Annotated in this window: 16 protein-coding genes and 3 pseudogenes; 3 read left to right on the top strand and 16 right to left on the bottom strand. The window is 68.8% G+C overall.

Features of this window, described 5'->3' with window-relative positions; translation table 11 throughout:
- Positions 1-18: 18 nt before the first annotated feature.
- From N4G66_RS29705 to N4G66_RS29660, 10 genes and pseudogenes are all read right to left on the bottom strand, one after another.
- Complete coding sequence (locus N4G66_RS29705; protein ID WP_261707333.1) at positions 19-2,496, bottom strand: non-ribosomal peptide synthetase; 2,478 nt, start codon at positions 2,494-2,496, stop codon at positions 19-21.
- Positions 2,493-5,009, bottom strand: a complete 2,517-nt coding sequence (locus tag N4G66_RS29700; protein ID WP_261707332.1) for a Pls/PosA family non-ribosomal peptide synthetase — start codon at positions 5,007-5,009, stop codon at positions 2,493-2,495. The genes N4G66_RS29705 and N4G66_RS29700 overlap by 4 nt, the downstream gene beginning before the upstream one ends.
- A gap of 766 nt (positions 5,010-5,775) precedes the next feature.
- Positions 5,776-6,033: pseudogene (locus tag N4G66_RS29695) on the bottom strand (histidine kinase dimerization/phospho-acceptor domain-containing protein); the annotation flags it as partial.
- A 180-nt stretch (positions 6,034-6,213) separates the two neighbouring features.
- The gene (locus N4G66_RS29690) at positions 6,214-6,885 is read right to left on the bottom strand and encodes an SDR family NAD(P)-dependent oxidoreductase (RefSeq protein WP_261707331.1); all 672 of its coding nucleotides are present in this window, start codon (positions 6,883-6,885) and stop codon (positions 6,214-6,216) included.
- Positions 6,886-7,079: 194 nt separating this feature from the next.
- Complete coding sequence (locus N4G66_RS29685) at positions 7,080-7,646, bottom strand: YceI family protein (RefSeq protein ID WP_261707330.1); 567 nt, start codon at positions 7,644-7,646, stop codon at positions 7,080-7,082.
- Positions 7,647-7,745: 99 nt separating this feature from the next.
- The gene (locus N4G66_RS29680; RefSeq protein ID WP_261707329.1) at positions 7,746-8,180 is read right to left on the bottom strand and encodes a hypothetical protein; all 435 of its coding nucleotides are present in this window, start codon (positions 8,178-8,180) and stop codon (positions 7,746-7,748) included.
- 309 nt (positions 8,181-8,489) lie between these two features.
- Positions 8,490-8,804: a DUF6980 family protein gene (locus N4G66_RS29675; RefSeq protein ID WP_261707328.1), complete on the bottom strand. Its 315-nt coding sequence runs from the start codon at positions 8,802-8,804 to the stop codon at positions 8,490-8,492.
- Positions 8,805-8,862: 58 nt separating this feature from the next.
- Positions 8,863-9,072, bottom strand: a complete 210-nt coding sequence (locus N4G66_RS29670; RefSeq protein WP_261707327.1) for a hypothetical protein — start codon at positions 9,070-9,072, stop codon at positions 8,863-8,865.
- 200 nt (positions 9,073-9,272) lie between these two features.
- Positions 9,273-9,989 carry a maleylpyruvate isomerase family mycothiol-dependent enzyme gene (locus N4G66_RS29665; RefSeq protein WP_261707326.1) on the bottom strand — a complete coding sequence of 239 codons (717 nt, stop codon included), beginning with the start codon at positions 9,987-9,989 and terminating at the stop codon, positions 9,273-9,275.
- Positions 9,990-10,104: 115 nt separating this feature from the next.
- Positions 10,105-10,872 carry a virginiamycin B lyase family protein gene (locus N4G66_RS29660; protein ID WP_315903706.1) on the bottom strand — a complete coding sequence of 256 codons (768 nt, stop codon included), beginning with the start codon at positions 10,870-10,872 and terminating at the stop codon, positions 10,105-10,107.
- Between the two features lie 1,323 nt (positions 10,873-12,195).
- On the opposite strand from N4G66_RS29660, the gene N4G66_RS29655 reads away from it, so the two are divergent.
- Positions 12,196-12,453 carry a hypothetical protein gene (locus N4G66_RS29655; protein ID WP_261707324.1) on the top strand — a complete coding sequence of 86 codons (258 nt, stop codon included), beginning with the start codon at positions 12,196-12,198 and terminating at the stop codon, positions 12,451-12,453.
- A 107-nt stretch (positions 12,454-12,560) separates the two neighbouring features.
- On the opposite strand, the pseudogene N4G66_RS29650 reads toward N4G66_RS29655, so the two are convergent.
- Positions 12,561-12,650, bottom strand: a pseudogene (locus tag N4G66_RS29650) (GNAT family N-acetyltransferase); the annotation flags it as partial.
- 84 nt (positions 12,651-12,734) lie between these two features.
- Here N4G66_RS29650 and N4G66_RS29645 point away from each other — a divergent pair.
- Complete coding sequence (locus tag N4G66_RS29645; RefSeq protein ID WP_261707323.1) at positions 12,735-13,292, top strand: pyridoxamine 5'-phosphate oxidase family protein; 558 nt, start codon at positions 12,735-12,737, stop codon at positions 13,290-13,292.
- A 64-nt stretch (positions 13,293-13,356) separates the two neighbouring features.
- On the opposite strand, the gene N4G66_RS29640 is transcribed toward N4G66_RS29645, so the two are convergent.
- Entirely contained in the window at positions 13,357-14,256 is a 900-nt protein-coding gene (locus tag N4G66_RS29640) for a helix-turn-helix domain-containing protein (protein ID WP_261707394.1), read from the bottom strand.
- A 113-nt stretch (positions 14,257-14,369) separates the two neighbouring features.
- Between N4G66_RS29640 and N4G66_RS29635 the strand changes: the two genes are divergently transcribed.
- On the top strand, positions 14,370-15,914 hold the full coding sequence (locus N4G66_RS29635; RefSeq protein WP_261707322.1) for an alpha/beta hydrolase: 1,545 nt from the start codon (positions 14,370-14,372) through the stop codon (positions 15,912-15,914).
- Between the two features lie 100 nt (positions 15,915-16,014).
- Here the strand turns inward: N4G66_RS29635 and N4G66_RS29630 are convergent, their stop codons facing one another.
- The 4 genes and pseudogenes from N4G66_RS29630 to N4G66_RS29615 form a co-directional block, all read right to left on the bottom strand.
- Complete coding sequence (locus tag N4G66_RS29630; protein ID WP_261707321.1) at positions 16,015-17,154, bottom strand: winged helix DNA-binding domain-containing protein; 1,140 nt, start codon at positions 17,152-17,154, stop codon at positions 16,015-16,017.
- 84 nt (positions 17,155-17,238) lie between these two features.
- Complete coding sequence (locus N4G66_RS29625; RefSeq protein WP_261707320.1) at positions 17,239-18,054, bottom strand: DUF427 domain-containing protein; 816 nt, start codon at positions 18,052-18,054, stop codon at positions 17,239-17,241.
- A gap of 41 nt (positions 18,055-18,095) precedes the next feature.
- Positions 18,096-18,947 carry an aldo/keto reductase gene (locus N4G66_RS29620; protein WP_261707319.1) on the bottom strand — a complete coding sequence of 284 codons (852 nt, stop codon included), beginning with the start codon at positions 18,945-18,947 and terminating at the stop codon, positions 18,096-18,098.
- Between the two features lie 226 nt (positions 18,948-19,173).
- Positions 19,174-19,654, bottom strand: a pseudogene (locus tag N4G66_RS29615) (IS200/IS605 family accessory protein TnpB-related protein); the annotation flags it as partial.

The following is a 19,654-nucleotide window of genomic DNA, read 5'->3' as shown; positions in this document are numbered from 1 at the left end:
CTTACGGTGGCGATCGGTTCAGGGCGCGGAGCGGCGGTCGACCAGCTCGGCCAGGTCGGTGAGTACGGGGTGACGGACGAGGTCCTTGAGCGTGACCTCCCGGTCCAGGGAGATTGCCACCCTGACAGCTGACAGGGACGTCCCGCCGCGGTCGAAGAAGTCGTCCCGCCGGCCCACACGGTTTCGCGGGACGCCGAGAACCTCGGCCCAGACCGCGGCCAGACGCCGCTCTGTGGGAGTGCGGGGTGTGTCGTCCCCGTGCTCGTCGAGCGGGTTGGATTCCGCGGCGAGTGACGTCAGTTGCGCCCGGTCGATCTTCCCGTTGTCGGTGAGCGGCAGAGCCTCCCGTCGGCTGAAGGCGGACGGAACCATGTAGGCGGGCAGGATGCCCCCCAGCCGCTCCTGGAGGGTGGTGGTCTTCAGCGGGCGCCCGGAACTGTAGAAGGCGAGCAGGTGCCGGCCGCGGGCCGCCCCCTCGGCGACCACCACCGCTGCGTCGTGCACACCTGGTACGCGCAGTAGTGCGTCTTCGATTTCGCCGATCTCGATCCGGAAACCGCGGACCTTCACCTGGTTGTCCCGGCGGCCCAGGAACTCCAGCTGCCCGTCGGGCAGCCAGCGTCCGTAGTCGCCGCTGAGGTGGAGCCGCTCGCCCTTCCGGTAGGGATCCGGCAGGAAGGCCGCCCGGGTCCGCTCGGGATCGTTGATGTACCCACGGCCGACGCAGATCCCCGAGAAGGCGATCGCACCAGGGGCGCCCAGCGGCACGGGCGAGAGGTGCTCGTCGACGAGGTAGACGCGCACGTTGTTGACTGGACGACCGAGCGGCACCTGGTCGCCGTCTGGAACGCGGTCCATGACCGCGTGGTTGGTGTCGTCCGACGTCTCGGTCAGCCCATAGGCATTGACCAGCCGGACGTCGGGCTGGGCTCTGAACCAGCGCTTGACGAGGTCCTTCTTCACCGCCTCGCCGGTGACCGACACGCAGCGCAGATCGGGTAGTTCGCGCGGGTGTCGTTCCAGGAAGGACAGAACCACGTCGAGATAGGAGGGCACCACCTGGAGCACGCCAGCTCGGCCGTCGGCCAGCGTGTCGAGGAACCGCCCCACGTCCAGGATCGCCTCCTGGTCGACCAGCAGGGTACGGCCGCCGACCAGCAGTGCGGACAGAAGCTGCCACAGGGAGATGTCGAAGCACTGCGGCGCTGTCTGGGCGACCGCGTCGCCCTCACCGACCTCCAGGTCGTCGATCTTCGCGAACAGATGGTTGAGCAGTCCGGCGTGCTCGCACATCGCGCCCTTGGGTTCGCCGGTGGAGCCCGAGGTGAAGAAGACGTACGCGAGCCCGTCGGAAGCGACGGCGACGCCGGGGTCGCTGTCATCGCCGCTCTGCTCACAGAGTCGGTCGATGAGCAACGTCCGGATTTCCGGTAGGTGCTCCATGGCCCCGTCAAGGGTGGCGGTGCTGCCGGATTCGGTGAGCACCAGCGCGCACCCGGCCCGCGTCAGCATGGCGGCGATGCGTTGGGCCGGGAAGTGGGGCTCGATGGGCAGATAGGCGCCGCCAGCCTTGAGGACCCCAAGGACGCCGGACATCCACTCCAGACTCCGCTCGGTCACCACGGCGACGACGTCTTGCCGGCCCAGACCGGCGTTCAGCAATGCGTGTGCAATCTGGTTTGCCCGGCTGTTGAGTTCCCGGTAGGTCCACTGTCGGTCGTTCTGCACGGCTGCGACGACCTCCGGGTGCGCGCGCACTCGCTGTTCGAACAGTTCGTGACAGCGCAGGTCGGGCAGGTCACGGCAGGGTCCTGCGAGACCGTCGAGCTGGTAACGGAGTTCGTCGTGCGACAACAGGCTCTGCCTGCCGTGCGTGGCATCCGGATCGGCTGCGATCAACCTGAGCGCTGTGAGGTGGTAGCCGACGATTCTGGTGGCGCATGCGTCGTCGATGACCTCAGTCCTGTACCGCAGCCGGATGACGGACCGACCGTCGTGTCGTGCGATGGCCACGTGCAGCACGGTGCCCTGTACGGGCACACCGTCGCCGGTCGGATCGAACACCGTCTCAAGAACGATGGTGGGCAGGCCCAGCTCTTCTCGGAGAGCTTCTACCGGAAACTCCTGATGGGCCAGCAGTTCCGCCTCGGTGGCATGCGCGTGCAGGAGCAGGCTCCGCCACGATGCTGTACCGGTCGTCAGGCGGCAGAGCTGCGGAGACGTATGCGCGACAGGGACATAGCCCGTTGTGACGGCGGATTCACCGGACAGGGCGGCGAGCACCTTGGCGTGGGCCGCCAGCATCAAGGAGGTGGAGGAAACGCCCGTCGACGTTGCCAGACGGTCCAACTCCGCGACGAGAGGTTCCGGGATGGCCGCCTCGGACACCGCAGTGCCGGGCATCGGGGTCCGTGTCCACCGAGGCACCGAGGTGGAACCACCCGCGAGGAGCACATCGCGCCAGTACTCCGCGCTGGTCCGTGCGGACGTGTTCATCGTGTCGCCTCCTCTTCCGGAGCGCTGCCCGGTCGGATCTGGCGGGCCGGATTCCCGCCCCACGAGGCGTCCTGCGGGACGGTTTCGCCCTTCATCAGGAAGGAGTCCGGTGCGAGCACGGCTCCGTCGCCGATCGTCACGCCGTAATGCACAAACGCACCGACCCCGAGTGTGCAGCGGGAACCGAGCGTGGAACGGTCGGACTTGAAGGTGCCGTCCTCCTGCGAGTGGCACTGGACGACACTGCCCACATTGAGGGTGGCTTCGTCCCCGATGGTGACCATCGTGCGTTCGGTCAGATAGCAGCCGTCGTCGAAAACCCTGCGGCCGATCCGGACGCCCAGCAGGCGCCAGATCACACTCTTGAAGGGAGTCCCGTTGAAGACCTGGAGGTAGGTCTCCGACGGAACCTTCCAGTAACGCTCACGCCGCCAGAAGCGGCGGTCGTAGATCGAGCAGAACAGCGGGCCCGGCGGGTGGAAGGCTGTGATCGCGCGTTCCACGAGGACGAAGTACACGGCGCTGACGACCACGACGAGGACATTGCCCAGGGCGACCGCCTCGGCGCCGATCGAGGTGTAGAGCTCAGCAGATCCCGATACGACCATCGTGACTACGAAGGCGTAGAACCATCGCGCCAGCAGGTACAGCACCATGGATGCGGCATTGTGCCGATTCTTGGCGGCGAGGCCGCTGCGCAGCGCCTCACCGCGGTTCATCAGGTCGAAGCTGCCGTCGCGCCGGACCGAGCGGGGGATCTCGAAGCTGGGCGAGCCCAGGAGGCCGACGTCCTCCCGGATCCTCCCGTCGACCGGGACCATGACCTTGGTCGCCAGCAGACAGTTGTCCCCGGTCCTGCCCCGCGAGGGGTAGGCGATCCTGTTTCCCAGGAAATTGCGCGCCCCGATGGTGGCCCGGGACACACGAAAGGACGTGCTGGAGAACTCGGCGTTGTTGATGGACAGCCCGTCGGCGACCATCGTTCCCGTCCCCACCGAACTCAGGTACGGCGTCTCGTGCTTCACCTCGGTCCCGAAATTCGACCCTGTCTGCTCCACCCGCGAGAGGTCGTAGCCGAGCAGCCAGAGATAGGGCACGATGCCGGAGCTGTCCCCGAACAGCCGCGTCAGGAACCGTCGGTTTGTCAGGAGTGCGATCGCGCGGTGCACTCCGTAGTGGAAGCCGTAGAGCGGATAGATCCTGTCCGGTGTGATGGTTCGACTGAGCAAACGGGGGAGGGTCGCGAGCAGGAGGAATCCAAGCGGCGTGATCACGAAGAGCAGTACGAACGAGACCGCCAGGGCATCGCGGTAGAACGCCCACGTCGTGAGGACCGTAGGCCCTGGTTGCAGCACCGCGGAGAGCTGGGGCGCTTCGGCAAGCAGGATGCCGATCCCGCCGACAGCCAGCGGCAGATACAGCAGCAGCGCGCTCAGCAACTGGGTGGTGCCGTGGGCCGACCTGCGCAGGGCGCCGCAGGCAACCGGTCCCACCACCTCGTACTCCACCCCGGCGCGCTGCGCGGGTGATCCGTGCCAGTGCTCGCCGGCGGGCACCGCCTGACCGCTGTGCAGGGCCGACGCATGGGCCAGCCGGGCGCCGTCGCCCAGCGATGTCTCGATGTCGAGCACCGATGATTCGGCGACGACCGTGTCCTTCCCGAGAGTCACGGTGCCGGTCTGGATCAGGCCGCCCTGGGCGCGGTAGCAGCCGAAGAAGGAGTCCTTGCGAATGACCGCGGAGTCCCCGATGGTGAGCAGGTCGGTACAGAGAGGCATGTTGCGGGAGAAGATCGCGACGCCCGATCCGATTCTCGCGCCCAGCGCCTTGAGATAGAGCGTGTAGAGCGGAGACCCGACGAACAGGACGAGGGGATCCGAACGGACGAGCGTTTTGACGATCCAGAAACGGAAGTACGCCAGGCTCCAGATACGTATCTGCTGGGGCTTCCAGCGTCTGATCAGGACCCACTTCACCGCGACCGGCAGGCCGGACAGCCCCAGGAAGACTGCGGCACCGAAGAGGACAGAGCGAAGGTACACATCGAACAGACCAGCCCCTGCGGAGATCCACCCGTAGCCTTGGACGCTGACGAACGCGATGAGGCCCGAATAGCCGACAAAGGCAAGGAGTTGTAGCGCCCCGCACACCACATACCTGGCCTTCCCTGTGGGAGACGCCAGTGAGCGGGTGGACGGACAGGGGATCGACGGCTCTGGGAGATAGGCGGGTACGGACGCCTCCATCGCGAGCGCCAGGGCCCCGATGGAGGGGTGTGTGTAGACGTCTCTCATCGACACCCGCCCGAGGTCCGGATGCTTCCTGACTCGGGCGCAAAAGCGAGCCATTATCAAGGAGTCGGCACCCAGGTCGTTGAAGAAGTGACTGTCGGCTGCCACCTGGTCGAGGTGCATCACGTCGGCGAGCACCTGCGACAGAGCATCTGCGACCGGGCGGCCGGCCACGACATTCCGAGGGCTCTGGGACAAGGTGGCGACCTGCTTTCCCGTCATGGGAACTCCCTGGGAGAATTCGGCCTCAGCAACCTCGGTGTATTCCGGGTTCGAGGCACTGTCGCCCGCAGGGCCCGGGACCGGACCAGGCGAACGAACGACGCGTGGAGCGTTGGGCACGGACCGTAAGTCGTCCGTGGACAGGTTCTGCGTGGAGCGCACCTGGTCCGAGTCTCACGCGGACGTTCTATGAGGCATTCGAAGCCGACAGGGAGGCTGGATTGCCCTGATGGGTAGAAATATCAGATTTCGCCCGCTGACCCCCTTGAGCCTCGCCACCGGCCACAGCTGCCTTGACTGCCGCCGCAACGGAACGCCGGTCACTCTCCACCAGTCAGCTCGCCGCGCGGAAGCAACGCTCTGTTTACCCAAGGAAAAACGGTGTGCCTTGCCTCAGCCGGCGTGGAATTGTCAAGCCCGGACGATCCGCTGACTGCCTCGGGTCGCCGGTCGGCCGGCGCGTGACGGGCGGCAAACACCACCTGATCTGCGAGGGACGCGGCACGCCACTGGGAGTCATCACGACCGCGGCCAACGTCAACGGCGTCGGCATCGCCCAGACCCTCACCCTGGTCGCCGGCATCCCCGCAGGCGTCCCGACGCTCTGCTCGGAGACAAGGAGCGGTGGCAGCAGGTCCACGATCTGCCGGCCGGGGCGTGAGCATAGTTGAGTGCGCACGCCGCCTCGGCGTGCGCACTCAATACGGCAAAGCGCTACGCGCGCCACAGCGAGCCCGACCCTCGTTGATGCTTACCGCGACTATCTACGGATCTGGCGCAGGTAGCGGTTCGGGTCCGCCGCCACGCCGTCCTCCAGGGCCTCGGACATCGCGCGCAGCCCGGCGAGCGGGGTGCGCAGGTCGTGCGAGATCCAGGCGACGAGCTCACGGCGCGAGGTCTCCAGGGCGCGTTCGCGGTCGCGGGACTCGGCCAGCTTGCGACTGGTGGCCGCCAACTCACGGCTGAGCGCGGAGAGTTCGGCGGTCGCCGGGCCCTCGGGGGCCGCGAAGTCGCCGCCGTCACCGACCCAGAAAACAGAGGAGAACTAACCCTCAGAATTTCTGGCGCATCACACTAGCGGTGGTTTGTTGACGGCGGGTCACAGCTGCAGTAGGCCGGTAGCAGAGGACCGTCGCCTCGCCGCCAGGGGGCTCGTGATGACCCGTCGTGTGCCGTGTCCGCCCGCACCTGGCCCGCTGGAAGCCTACGTCAGCGCGGCGGCGTCCTCGCCGACGAGCATCGCCACCACGGCTGCGGTGTCGTCGGGGGTGAGCGGCCGGGGCAGCGCCTGGAGCGCCGCGACCTCCTCGAACTCCGCCGTCGGCACGACGCCGGTAGCCGAAGTGCGAGTCAGCCCCGGGGCCACAGCCGTGACCGCGATCCCGTGGCCGCCGAGCCCGACGGCGAGGGCGTGGGTCATGCCGATCAACGCCCCTTTGGACGCCACGTACGCGAGCATGTGCGCGCCCGGGGGACGCCAGAACGTGTTGGACACGATGAAGACCACCCTGCCGAAGCCCCGCTCACGCATCCCCGGCGCGAAGGCCTGGGTGAGCAGCAGCGCCGACTCGACGTTCACTGCCTGGACCTGACGCCACAGGTCGAGTTCGAAGTCCTCGAACGGTCCGAAGGCGACCATTGCAGCCGAGTGGACCAGGACATCGCACCTGCCGTAGCGGTCCAGCACCAGTTGCGCGGCCCGGCGCACATCGGCCGGATCACCCAGATCGACCGGGACATCGCCGGTGCGGTCGAGCACGACCACGGTGTGATTGACCGCAAGCCGCGCGGCGATCGCACCGCCGATCGCACCAGCGCCGCCGGTTACGACCGCGACCCGCCGGCTCCCAACGGTCTCAGTAGACGCGGTAGACACTGCTCAGCGCTCCTCTCACTGCCGAATCCGTCGGCACGCGGGCTGCCCACCTCGGCGACCAGTCGCCACAGAGAACCCGTCCGCTTGCACAACAAGCCAGGCCTCTTCACGCACCGTCGTCCAAGACCTGGTACCGGCTTCAGCGACAGCCGCCCGCTATCAAGCTGTCGGCTCGCAACCCGAGCCGGTCGTGCTCAGGCGGCCGTTTCGATGGGCTCGAGGACCGCCTCGACGTCGACCGTGACATCGACCATGGGGCTGACAACCACTCCGCTGCGGTCGATCACATCGTTCCAACTCACCCCGAAGTCATGTCGGTTGATACGTGTCGTGGCGGTGAATCCGGCGCGGCGCCTGGGCCCGAGGTCCCGCCCTTCCTCCCACCAAGGGGTATCCCACTGTCCCAAGTAAGTGACGTCGAAGGTTACGGGCCGCGTCATGCCGCGTACCGTGAGATCTCCGGTCACCTCGAACTCGGTTCCGCTCACCTGATGAACACGCGACCCGACGAACGTCCAGGTCGGGTGGTGTTCGACATCGAAGAAATCAGCACTGCGGAGATGGGCGTCGCGCTGGGGCTGACCGGTGTACACCTGGGTCGCGTCAACCGTAGCCTCAACGCGCGCCTTCTCCGGCTCGTCGGCATCGACCTCCAGCAAGCCGTGCACGTTCTTGAGCTGCCCCCGCACGTAGGTAACCATCATGTGCCTGGCGCGGAACTCCGCCGCAGTATGACCAGGCTCGAAGAACCACTTGGTCATGGCCACATGCGCCCCTGACTTACCCCATCAACCAGGACGGATCCAATAACGGTCACGGAGCGCGTACGGCAGCCGTGGGGCTGACGCGCTCGTGGTGCGTCAGCGGTGTTCGTACACGCCCTCGGCGATGAGGGAGACGCCGATGCCCAGCATCCAGACGTCCTTGGCCAGCACGGTTCCCTGCTCGGTCGGGCGCAGGCTGCCTTCCTGTCGCATCCCCGGCGTACGCAGGTAGAGCCCGAGGGTGCCAACGGAGAATGCGGTGAGCGCAACCCCGGCGACAGCGGCAGGGACGACCGGCAGGAGCAGTGTCGTGGCAATGGCGAGCTCCCCGGCGGAGAGCAGCCGTACGAACTTGTGGGAGTCGTGCCTGCCCAGGAACGGGTAGGTCGTGGCGGCGAACTGCTGCAGCCTCTCGGCGGTGGCCTCGTCCGCACCGAGTTTCGAGAGCCCCGAGTTCAGGAAGAACGCGCCGCTCGTGAGCCTGAGCGGAAGTTGCCGAGCTGCGGAAGATCGTGCCCAACCGAATGCCATGCCGAGCCTCCCAACATTGGCCCCAGATACAACCCTGCCATCCGTTCGAAGCATGTCAAACGGGGGCCGATTTGATTCTCCCCACCGGCTGGGCCCCGGAGACCCCGGACCAGGTCAGTACAGGTGAAGCAGAACCCGACATGCTTCGATGCCGGGACGCGTGCGACAGCGGCGATCCTGCAGCAGCACCCGACGCCGGAGGACGCCGATACGGTCGCGTGTGACTTCACCGTCACCGCCCCCGGTTCCAGGAACTGCTTCTCTGCGTATTAGGCCGTGCAACGGAAGTGGCCCGAGGCTGCTGGTTCGTTACTCCTGGTACAGAGAGCCGAGCCAGCGGTCGTCCTGGAATTCGGCAGGCACCTCGTCCTCCCAGGGATCGATCCCGCGGCGCTCCAGCTCGTCGAACCATCGGTCCCGCTGCGACTCGGGGAGGCGTCGTCCGCACCAGGGGCAGAAGTCGATCGTGATGCTCGACGTGCCGCCGTCATGGATGATCAGCCCGTACTCCTGGAACTTGGCGCTGAAGTCGACCAGTGCGTCCGGGCAGGCGAAGGGGTCATCGTGCTGGTCGCAGCACACGTTCACGCGGCTGGTCATCGCCTCGCAGCAGTGATCGGTCATGGCCTCGACTTCTCGTTGACCGGCATCGTGACCAGAAGTAGATCACGGTCTGTAATGATCACCGGGTGGCACGTGGAGATCCGACGGACGCGCAATGGGCGGTGCTGGATGGGCTGTTCCCCAGCGAGAGAAGATCATCCAGCTTGCGCACCGTCTCGGCACGCGCCGCCTCACGACCACCGTTCGAGAGAGCACGCGCGAAGACCCCAAAGGAATCGATCACCTCGGTGACACCCGTGACGAAGCCCTCGTGCGCTTCGCGCCGCATTTGACGGCTCCAATGATGATGTTCAGCAGCCGCTTGCCCCCACACCTGCTGACGAGCACCCCACACGGCCGCAGCTCCGTCGATAACTGCACCTGGCAGACCGAAATCTCCGGCCACGAGTGCTGCCCAGCCCTGATCCGCCCCTGCACGCCGGCAGGGGCTGCCGAACAACTCGGCGGCCCGTAGGGAGGTCTTCGCGATCAGCGCCAGCCGGGGGCTGGTGGTAGGGGCCAGTCGGGCGGGACCGGCAGTGGCTGGTCGGACGTGAGCGGGGGGTCGAGCACGCGGCCGCTGAGCCAGCCTAGGAGGGCGTGGCCCGAGCCGGTGATATCGGGGCCGGTCGGGGACACGGTCCAGGTTCGGCCGAGGTCGAGGGCTTCGACCCGGGCGAGGGGGAAGTCGCGTGCGGTGAGCGCCGTGATGGTGTCGTCGAGGGCCCAGGTCACGTACGTGCTGGGCCAGTCGGTCGTGCGGTAGCCGACGTTCAGGTCGACGTGGTGTGTTTCGAACTCGCGCCAACAGCGGTGGAGGGTGTACCAGGCCGGGTGCCGCCAGCCGGCCAGTGCCGTGACCAGGGTGTCCCAACGTTCCACTGGCATTGATGTGACGTCTTCGGCCAGGTACGCAAAACGGCTGCGCAGATCGGTGGCGAGTTCGGCCGCGGGGCGGTCGGCGCCTTCCCGGACGGCACGGGCGAGCGCCTTGGCGTCCGTCCTCGGGGCGGGTTCGATGCCGGTGCGGGCCCCGGCGAGCAGCCGCTGGTAGGCGCCGACGCTGTGAGCCAGGTGGGTGATGACGTGGCCGCGGGTCCAGCCGGCCAGCGTCGTGGGTGCACGCATCTCCAGGTCGGTCAGCGCGTCGACGGTGGCGGTGATCCGGGCACCGGAGCGGGTGACTTCCTCGAATGTGTCGAGCATGTTCGTACCGTAGTGGCGGGGTAGTCGTCACCGAGCATCGGGCGGACCTGAGCAACGGCTTCTCAGGTTCGGCAATCACCCCGGTCAACAGCTGGCTGAAAAGCCCTGACCGGGGTCAGTGCCCCGTGGGTCGTTTCTCGATCGGCGGGAACGCGACACCGGTCGGGGCGTTGAGGCCCGAAGCGGGAAGCGTGTCCTGTCCACCGCCGGCCTCCCGTACTCGTACCACCCGATTGTTGAGTCCATCGGCCACGTAGAGGCAGCCGCGGCCGTCCAGGGCGATGCCGAGCGGACCGCTGAGACCGGTGGTGGGCACCGTGCTCTGCGTACCGCTGCCCGCGGACACCTTCACCACGCGGTTGTTGCCGCTGTCCGAGATGTAGAGGTCTCCTGCGGCGTTCAGTGCCAGTCCGGTCGGTTGGGACAGGCCGACGGTGGGGACCGTGGTCTGACCGCTGCCGTCCGCTGGGACCTTCACCACCCGGTTGTTGACGAAGTCGGAGATGTAGAGGTCCCCACCGGTGCCCAGGGCCAGGCCCCAGGGGTGGAGCAGTCCCGTGGTGGGGACGGTGGTCTGGCCGCTGCCGTCGGAGGGGACCTTCACCACCCGGTCGTTGAAGCTGTCGGCGATGTACAGGCTGTCGTGGGCGTCGACGGCGAGGCCCAGCGGGCGTGACAGGCCGACGGTGGGGACGGTGGACTGTTCCCCGCCCTTCGCCCCCAGCCTCACCACTCTGTTGTTACCCGTGTCGGAGACGTAGAGCTCGCGGGCTGCGTCCCACGCCAGTCCGGTCGGACGCACCACGCCGTTGAGAGGGACCGTCGTCTGACCGTCCCCGTTCGCCGGCAGTCTCACCACGCGGTCGTTGCCGTAGTCGGACACGAACAGGGGTGGTCTGGCCGGTGAGGAACCGTCTTCCTGTGTCGCACCGGCCGGTCCGGCAGGGAGTGCACAGAGCACGAGGACCCCTGCGGTGGCCATGAGCAGCCGGGCCCAGCTCCCTCTGCGGCCATCACCGCTCGACGTCTCGCGCGTTCGTGATTCCGTTGTCCTGCGCTTCACTGTTCACCCATCTGTTCTCGACGGTCGGCGCGTCGCCGACCGTCTGCGGAAACGGTTGCCGCCGCTCAGGTGCAGAGCCTCACCGCTGATACGACGGGCGCCCGCCCGGAGGCGGAGACGCCGTCGTGGGTTCGGGCGGCGACCAGGTCGGCGGCATGACCGATGCCTTCCCCCCATGACGCGCCGCGTCCCACTGCCGTCGCCCGCTCGGCCGACCCGCGTGCCCGGCAGCATGCGCGAGGCGGGCGTCCCACTCGATCCTGCAGGCCGTCGGCACCGCCCCCGTGCGGCCCCTGCGCGGCGCCCCTCGACAACCACCGACGAGCCGCCCTGACGCCACCGGCCGTTGGGGCGGCGGCCGGGGGCGGAGGTCGGCAGTTCGTCGAGGGCAGCGTGGATCCCCGGCGGGGTGCCCAGCTCACAGGCGTTGGTACCGAGTCCGGTATCCCCTCGACTCCGTCATCGCGGGCCTCACGGAAACCGTCTCGCCGGCCGTCACGCTGCCAGGTACGTTCAGCTCGTGTGCTATTACGCCGAGAAGCCCTACAAGCTGCACTACGCGTGTGTGTCCTGCCGCATCGCGTTCAAACGGCATCCCGGGCCCGGCGACCACCGGTGCCCTCGATGCGCAGAGCGCATGGCCTGTGCCGGCCACGATTTCGCGGCACCGAGGCGCCGAGACACCAAGGCCTGGACCGTCGTGGCCGCAGTGCTCAACGCCGGGCTGCGTTACGAAGGCCGTGAGCCGTGCGGCTGCGGCAAGGAACCCGGGTTCCGACCCCGTACCCGAGCCCAGTTGCGGGCACGTCGGATCGCAGCGGCCCGAACCGGCATTCCCCTCGCCGACATGCTGGGACGCGCAGATCTGCAGACACCCGGCTGATCCGACCGAGCGGCGCACGAACGGCGTCCGATCCGCCAGGTGTCAGCCATGGCGTCCTTCACGCAACCGCGACCGGAGCCGGCTTCGAGGAACGCCGACAGAGCCGGGGCGGCTCCGGACTCGAGCCCTTCGGCGCCCCTTGCGAGCCGTCGGCGATCCTCCAGGACGCTCCTCGGCCCGGCACCCGACGGACCCGGTGTGCGGAGACCTACCGTGCGCCTGCGCAACAGACGCCGGAAGAGGTACTTAGATACCGGAGCATGACTACCGAGTCGCAGCGTTTCACGGTTCTGCTGGTCCCCGAATACGTCGAGAACAAGGACGCTGCCTCCGCGCAGGACTCGGCTGTGCGATCGGCCGTCGTCGAAGCGACCGGAGAGACAGGCGAAACGGGCTACCCGCGTTACGCCGGGGAGGGGATCGTGGCCGACATCGACCCCCGTACGCGCACGGTCGAGGCGGTCCTGGTCGACGGCTCGGAGCTGGACTACGGGCTGAACGCCATGGTCGCTTCCTGATCTGGCCGTGGCCCCCTCCCGAAGCCGCTGTGCGGGGCTGAGCGCGCCGACCCGCCTCGCCCCGGACGCGTCCCGGACACACATTCCGGAGCCTGCCCGGACCGTCGGCGCAGGTCGAGCCGCATCAGGATGCGGGGGTGACCGGCCAGTACCGAGGTGGTGTCGGCGGCGTGGGCGAACCCGGCGCGTTCGGAGTTGAGCTTGGAGAAGAACAAACAGGCGCGGCGATGATTTCGGGGCGGGCGACCGGTCGTTATCAGGAAGAGGAAGGGAGATCCGCCATGCCGACACAGGATTCCGCGAAGGAACCCACCGCCGAGCTCGATGCCCGCTACAGCTCCGCACTGAATCCCCGCCCGGGTGCCGCGGACGTCACCGCCACCGAGTGGACCGAGGCCCAGCGGCTACTGGAGGCCGCCGAGATCTTCTGGCTGTCGACGGTGCGGCCGGACGATCGGCTGCACGTCACTCCCGTGATCGCCGCCTGGCACGACGGGGTGCTGTACTTCTCCACCGGCGCTGGTGAGCAGAAGGCGAAGAACCTCGCTCATGACGCCCACTGCGCGCTGACCACCGGGGGGAACTCGCTCACCGAAGGGCTCGACCTCGTGATCGAGGGCAAGGCGGAGCCCGTTGCCGACCCGACGGTGCTGGAAAAGGTGATCGCGGCGTACGAGGCGAAATACGGGGCGCACATCACCTCGCCGGAGGGCACCTTCCACGGGATCGGGGACGCGTTCCGAAAAGGGGACGTGGTGGTGTTTGCGGTGGCCCCGGCCACGGCGTACGGCTTCGGTCGCGACGAGGGGGTCTACACCCATACGCGGTGGGCGTTCTGAGCGACGCTGACACCGGACGGTGGCCTGCCCGGCACCGGGAAGGCCACCGGGAGGCCCGCCCGGTTCAGTGCGCCGGGCGGGCCATCTCGCTGTCCAGCGCGGCGCAGAGCCAGTCGTGGGTGGCGCCGGGGGTCGGTTCCGACGAGTCGGTGAGCTCGGCGGCGAGTTTCCAGTAGTGGTCGATACGGGGGTCCGCGGCCAGCACCCCGCTGAGCCGGCGGCGAAAGGCCGGCGTGTCCCGCGCGCCGCGTGAGCGGGCGTAGGCGGAGACGAAGCAGTCGAGTGCCTCGCCGGCGTGCGGCGGCCGCTCCGACCGCAGCTGCGGCGACGCCAGCGCGTACGCCTCGACGAGACCGTCGTAGAGAACAGCGGGACGGCCCCCGTCGGGCCGGTGTGCTGCGGGCTGGCCGTTGCCCGTGCCGGAGCAGGGGGCGGAGACGAAGGCGTGCAGCCGGGTGAAGGCCAGCACCTGGGCCGGCGTCGGGCCTTCGGGGAGCGGCGGAACGGAGTGTTCGACGATGGCGGAGACAAGGCGGGCCGGGAGCCGTGGCGGCAGCCAGCGCCGCCAGAAGCGCGCCAGTGGTGCCGTGCTGGGCGGGACGGACACGGCACCGATCAGCCGCAGTCGCGCGGCGCGTTCCTCGGGGGCGCAGTCCTGGAGCAGTTGGAGGGCCGCCTCCTGCCAGCGCAGGGCGGTCAGCCGCGAGCCGATCTGCCGCAGCTGCCCCGCGACGACGTCCTCCAGCGTGTCCTCCTGGTCGAGGATCCGTCCCACATCGGGAACCGGCAGATCAAGGGTGCGCAGGGAGCGGATCAGGTGGAGCCGGTCGAGCGCCTCAGGCCCGTACCGGCGGTGGCCGCCGGTACTGCGGGCGCCTTCGGGCAACAGACCCCGGTCCGAGTAGAAGCGGACCGTCTTGACGGTGACGCCCGCGCGCTCTGCGAGCTCTCCGATGCTCCACATGCTGTCGGGGGACACGGACTTGAACCTCCCTCAGGGGGAGTTCCTACCGTACCGGCGAGCGCGGAGCGCCGGTACGGCCGGACCCGCGGACCACAGTGTGCGAGGAGACGGCGATGACGGCATTCATTCTGGTGGCGGGCGCCCACACCGGCGGCTGGGTATGGCAGGAAGTGGCCGCCCGGCTACGGGAGTCGGGGGCAAAGGCGTATCCGGTGACGCTCACCGGCATGGACGACCGCGGCCGGCCCGCGGGACCCGACACGGACCTGGAGACGCACGTTCACGATCTGCTGCGGCTGATCGACGAGGTGGACGCGGCGGAGGTGGTGATGGTCGGTCACTGCTACGGCATCTACCCGGTACTCGGCGCGGCCGACCGGCGTCCGGAGCGGATCGCCCGGATCGTCCACCTGGACGCGGGCATGCCCCAGCACGGCGACCAGGCCCTGACTCTGGTACCCGACGAGGCGGTCCGCGACCGGCTGTCGCGCGGGGCCGGTGCGGCCGGGAAGGAATGGCTGATCCCTCCGCCGCCTCTTGAGGGGTGGCGGCGCTGGGGCAGCGTCGCCGATCTCCCGTCGGCCGTCCTGGCCCGGCTGGCGCAGAACGCCGTCCCGCAGCCGGTGGGCACGCTCACCCAGCCGCTCCGTCTGTCGGGAGCGGCCTCCGCGCTGCCGACGACCGGCGTCCTGTGTACGGGCAACGGTTCGAGCATCGCCATGGTCGAGGGCTTGGTGGGATTGGGGGACCCTCGTTTCCAGGTCCTCACCGAGCCTCGGGTGAGCTTCTTCGAACTCGGCACCGGGCACTGGCCGATGCTCTCCCGCGCCGACGAAGTGGCCGAGGTACTGCTGCGGGCCGCCGCGGGAGGAGGCCACCGGGTGACCGGCACAGTGCGCGAACAGCCGGCGCATCTTCGCCCGTTCCTGATGGACGTACCGGAGCGGCACCGCGAGCGGATCGGACGGGTCGATCTCCACCTCCCCGGTGGCCTCCCCGCCGGTGTCTCCGACGGCCCCGCTGCAGCCGAAGGTCCGTGGCCGGTGGTGGTGTTCGTCCACGGCGGCCCGGTCCACCCCGACGTGCGGCCGACTCCACGCGACTGGCCGGGGTTCCTCGGCTACGCCCGCTACGTGGCGGGTATGGGAGCAGTCGGCGTCACCCTGGACCATCGGCTGCACGAGCTCGCCGACTACGGACGGGCCGCCGAGGACATCGCCGAAGCGGTCGAGCTCGTACGGGCTGATCCGCGCGTCGACGCAGACCGCGTGGCCCTGTGGTTCTTCTCCGCCGGCGGGCTGTTGTCGGCGGACTGGCTCGCGGCGCCGCCGCCGTGGTTGCGGTGTGTGGCGGTGACCTATCCGGTCCTCGCACCGCTGCCGCAATGGGTGCTTGTAGAGTCCCGGTTCCTCCCGGCGGTCGCGGTACGGGCCGCGGGCCGGCTGCCCGTCGTGTTGACCCGGGTGGAACTGGAGCGCGCGGAGATCGCGGTGACGGTCGAGGAGTTCCTGGCTGCCGCCAAGGAGTGCGACGCCGACGTCGAGGTGGTCGACGTACCACTCGGCCACCACGGTTTCGAGACGACCGACCACACCGAGCAGGCGCGCCGCTCCGTGGAACGCGCGGTGCGGTCCGTGCTGGGTCATCTGAAGGGCTGAGCCTTCGCTGCCCGTGCCGGGGCACCTGCGGCTGGCCATCGCCGTCCGTACCGCAGTCGGCGTCTCGGCACCGGGCCGATTTCGCGGTGCGGCAGCGCGGTCAGTCCTTGACCATCCTGGTCTCGGCAGCGGGAATCCCTTTGTCCCACCAATGCCGGTAGCGCCGGTACACGGCTGGATCCCGGTCGGCGAGAAGCGCCGACAGCTGCTCTGCCTCGTCGGTCAGACCGTGCCACGCGGCCTTGCCGAGTTTGCGGAAGGTGGTCAGTTCCAGTCCGCCGTCGGCGGCGCGCCACACTCCGGCGACCTGACCGTCGACAAGCAGGGTGGGCAGGATGTCGCCGTTGCGCCGGACGACCAGCGGCCGGTATTCCTGGGGCATGACCCGCCCGGGGAGGGTGTGGGCCAGCAGCGTGCTGTCCCACATCGGCAGGAGTCTCGGCGGCGCGTGGGTGTCCTCGACGGGCACGGTGGCGCCTGCCAGGTCGAACAGGACGGCGCGGTCCGGGCCGGTCACCCGTACCACTTGGTCTCCGAGGTCGTGCAGTGCCTGGGCGATCACCGGGCGCCCCAGCAGGGTGAATCGGGCGAAGTCCTGGGCCGACGCGGGTCCGAAAGCCCGCAGGTAGGCGAGCAGCAGCCGCTGCGCCCCGGCTGCCGCGTCCTGGGGCGCGGACCCCGGGGTCGTGGGGGAAGCGGCGTAGGTGTTCGGCTGTGTGAACGACCAGGGGCCGCCGGTCGGCACATGGTGGAGTGGGGCGTATGTCCGCAGCGCCCACCACAGGCGGTGCGCGTGCTCGCCGAGCTGCCCGGCGACCTCTTCCTCCACCTCGGCGCCGGTGTGGGGTCGCGCCAGGAACCCGGCAAGCTGTGGGAGCAGCTCGTCGGCGTCGGCGTCGGTCAGCTCTGTCGAGGTGAAGCGGCGGTCGTACAGCCGCGACGCCCGCAGTGTGCTCGCCATGGCTGCGTAGTAGGACACGTAGTCCTCGGCGTGGACGGCGTGCAGTGTGACGCGCATGAGGGTCGCTTTCACGATCCGGTGATCCGCGAACGCCGTGTCGAGGTCCTCGGGCACGAAGTCCTGAACTCGGTTCCACAGAGCCAGGTACGGCGATGCCGGAGCCTGTGCCTGCAGTGCGCAGACCTGACGGACCGCCTCCGCCACGTCGATACGCCGCCGCTCCAGGAGGAGTTGACGGTCCAGGGTGGCCAGAGCGAGCTGTCGCGCGGTGAGGGGCACGCCCGGATTATGGCGCACTGTCCGGTCTCCGGCGCGGGGTCGTGCAAGGCAGGCTCCCCGTCACCGGCTGCGTCGTCGGTACCGTCACTTCGGCGTCTGTTCCGAGAGCGCTTCGGTGAACGGGGTGACGGGGCGTTCCAGGTCTTCGCCGTCCACGGTGATGTCGACCGCCTCGTTGTAGAAGGCCAGGAGATTCTTGATCGTGCCCACCGCGGGCAGCGGTTCCGCGTAGCTCCAGAGGATGTTCGCCGGGACGGCGGCGCCACCCCGCCACGACCAGTACTCGGCTGTGCCCTTGTAGGGGCAACCGGTGTGGTGGTCGGTGCGGTCGAACAGTTCCAGGCGGACGTCCTCGCGTGGGATGTAGAAACGCGTCGGCAGGCCGGTTTCGAAGAGCAGGACCGGGCGGTGGGTGTCGGCGACGAGGGTGCCGTCGACCTCGATCCGAACGTGGCGGCTGCTCGGCATCGCGTCCACCCGTTTGTGCGGGTCCCGCGGGTGGATGAAGATCTCTTCCTCCTCCTCGTACCAGTGGTCCAGACCTCGTCCCACCCGCCGGAACCACTCGAAGGCGATGTGGCCGGCCAGGTCGGCGGCGGGGAACGTCCAGGCCGCGTTCTCCATCAGCTCGCCGTCGAGCTCGAGGTCGTAGAAGATCCGCGATCCGGTGTGCGTGCCCGTCGGGGGATTCTTCGCGGGGCGGAGCAGGTCCTCGCGGACCTCCTCGCGAGGGAAGGCGTACAGCGGAACCGGTACCGCGGGCTCCCAGACGAGGACGGGGTGCCTGCTGTCCACGACGGTGACCTCGCCCTTGCGGCCGCGCACCCAGCGTTCGCTGGGCTCCCACAGAAGGCCCTCCGGGGTTGTCCGGACGGCTCGCGCGGTGGGGAATGTGGTCATGACCGGCCCTCCTTCGGACTGCTCAGGGTGATTCGGCTGGTTCAGGCGTCCAGGCGTCGCGGTGCGAGCCAGGTGACCATCTTCGGGTCGTGATGGTCGAAGAACAGCGTCGTGCCGGTGTCGAGGGTGGAGATGGCGGCCATCTGGTCGTCGTCGAGCTCGAAGCCGAAGATGTCGATGTTCTCCGCCATGCGCTCGGCGCGGACCGACTTGGGGATCGCGACGACACCGCGCTGGGTCAGCCACCGGAGCACGACCTGCGCGACGGACTTGCCGTGCTCGGCACCGATCCCGCTCAGCAGCGCGTTGGTGAACAGGTCGTTCTTGCCTTCGGCGAATCCGCCCCACGACTGGATCTGGACACCGTGCTCGCGCATGAGGTCCTGGTCGGCGGTGCGCTGGAAGAAGGGGTGGGTCTCGATCTGGTTGACCGCGGGCGTGATCTCGTTGTTCAGGACGAGGTCGACGAGACGGTCGGGGTAGAAGTTGGCGACGCCGATCGCCTTGGCACGGCCTTCGCGGTTGAGGGCCTCCATGGCGCGCCACTGGCCGTAGACGTCGCCGTACGGCTGGTGCATCAGGTACAGGTCGAGGTAGTCCAGGCCGAGCTTGCGCGTCGAGGCGTCGAAGGCGCGCTGGGCGTTCTCCTCGGCCGGTGCGTCCTGGACCCACAGTTTGGTGGTGACGAACAGTTCCTCGCGCGGGATGCCGCTCTTCTTGACGGCACGGCCGACGGCTTCCTCGTTGCCGTAGGCGGCGGCGGTGTCGAGCAGCCGGTATCCCGCCGCGAGGGCCTCGGTGACGGCCTGCTCGGTCTGCTCCGGCGGAATCTGGTAGACGCCGAAGCCGAGGATGGGCATCTGGACGCCGTTGTTGAGAGTGACGGTCTGCATGGAGATCTTTCCTCGCTGTTCGGGCGGGCCGGGGGGAGCCGGCCGGTCTGCGGCCCGCACCGCCACCGGGCCCCCGGGCTCCGCGGGGGTCATGGATCCACCCTCCCGCGGATTCCGTCCCGGCGGCAGGCCGGGCTCTTCGGGGACAATGACAGGGCCCCCATCGCGCCGCCCGGCAGGTCGGCGCGGTGTGACACTGAGACCATGGCACCTGAGCGCACCGTTCCTAAAGACTGAGCGGGAGTGGGTCCTGTTGCCAGAACCCATGCTCAGTCGAACGCCCCGGACGGTGTTGGGTGTTCTGGTTGCCCGCGTTCGCTCCGTGTCCGGGCGGCACGGATCGTGTCCGTGGTCCGGGAATGCGGGGGCGGGGTTCCTCACACCCCGGGGAACCAGGTCCGGCCTGGACGGTCCGATGCCCCGCACGATCACTCCGGTCGTGCGGGGGCGGTGCCGTCCGTCGCCGGATCGGATGCCCCAGGGCGCGCCTTCCGATGGCCACGGCGGCTGCGTCGTGGCGGGTGGTTTTCCTGGTGGTGCTGGTGAGGGGTTTTTGCCAGTGCTGGGCGCCCCAGCGGGAGGTGTAGGCGGGGTCGACCGCGACCAGCGGGATGCCGAGTTCGGTGGCCATCGACACCAGCCGGGCGCGGAGCCGGGCGACGGGCATGCCGGAGATCAGTTTGCGGAACTTCTTTCGGCGGCCGTGT

This window comes from Streptomyces rhizosphaerihabitans (genome assembly GCF_025399795.1).
GTDB classification, from domain to species: domain Bacteria; phylum Actinomycetota; class Actinomycetes; order Streptomycetales; family Streptomycetaceae; genus Streptomyces; species Streptomyces rhizosphaerihabitans.
Note: the sequence above shows the minus strand (reverse complement) of the source record. Positions and strands in the feature narration are given on the sequence as shown.

Bases quoted from the DNA above. Each gene is read 5' to 3' on its own strand.
- N4G66_RS29705 (WP_261707333.1), bottom strand. From the start codon at position 2,496: ATGAACACGTCCGCACGGACCAGCGCGGAGTACTGGCGCGATGTGCTC.
- N4G66_RS29700 (WP_261707332.1), bottom strand. From the start codon at position 5,009: ATGACGGGAAAGCAGGTCGCCACCTTGTCCCAGAGCCCTCGGAATGTC.
- N4G66_RS29685 (WP_261707330.1), bottom strand. From the start codon at position 7,646: ATGACCAAGTGGTTCTTCGAGCCTGGTCATACTGCGGCGGAGTTCCGC.
- N4G66_RS29680 (WP_261707329.1), bottom strand. From the start codon at position 8,180: ATGGCATTCGGTTGGGCACGATCTTCCGCAGCTCGGCAACTTCCGCTC.
- N4G66_RS29675 (WP_261707328.1), bottom strand. From the start codon at position 8,804: ATGACCGATCACTGCTGCGAGGCGATGACCAGCCGCGTGAACGTGTGC.
- N4G66_RS29670 (WP_261707327.1), bottom strand. From the start codon at position 9,072: ATGCGGCGCGAAGCGCACGAGGGCTTCGTCACGGGTGTCACCGAGGTG.
- N4G66_RS29665 (WP_261707326.1), bottom strand. From the start codon at position 9,989: ATGCTCGACACATTCGAGGAAGTCACCCGCTCCGGTGCCCGGATCACC.
- N4G66_RS29655 (WP_261707324.1), top strand. From the start codon at position 12,196: ATGACTACCGAGTCGCAGCGTTTCACGGTTCTGCTGGTCCCCGAATAC.
- N4G66_RS29645 (WP_261707323.1), top strand. From the start codon at position 12,735: ATGCCGACACAGGATTCCGCGAAGGAACCCACCGCCGAGCTCGATGCC.
- N4G66_RS29640 (WP_261707394.1), bottom strand. From the start codon at position 14,256: ATGTGGAGCATCGGAGAGCTCGCAGAGCGCGCGGGCGTCACCGTCAAG.
- N4G66_RS29635 (WP_261707322.1), top strand. From the start codon at position 14,370: ATGACGGCATTCATTCTGGTGGCGGGCGCCCACACCGGCGGCTGGGTA.
- N4G66_RS29625 (WP_261707320.1), bottom strand. From the start codon at position 18,054: ATGACCACATTCCCCACCGCGCGAGCCGTCCGGACAACCCCGGAGGGC.
- N4G66_RS29620 (WP_261707319.1), bottom strand. From the start codon at position 18,947: ATGCAGACCGTCACTCTCAACAACGGCGTCCAGATGCCCATCCTCGGC.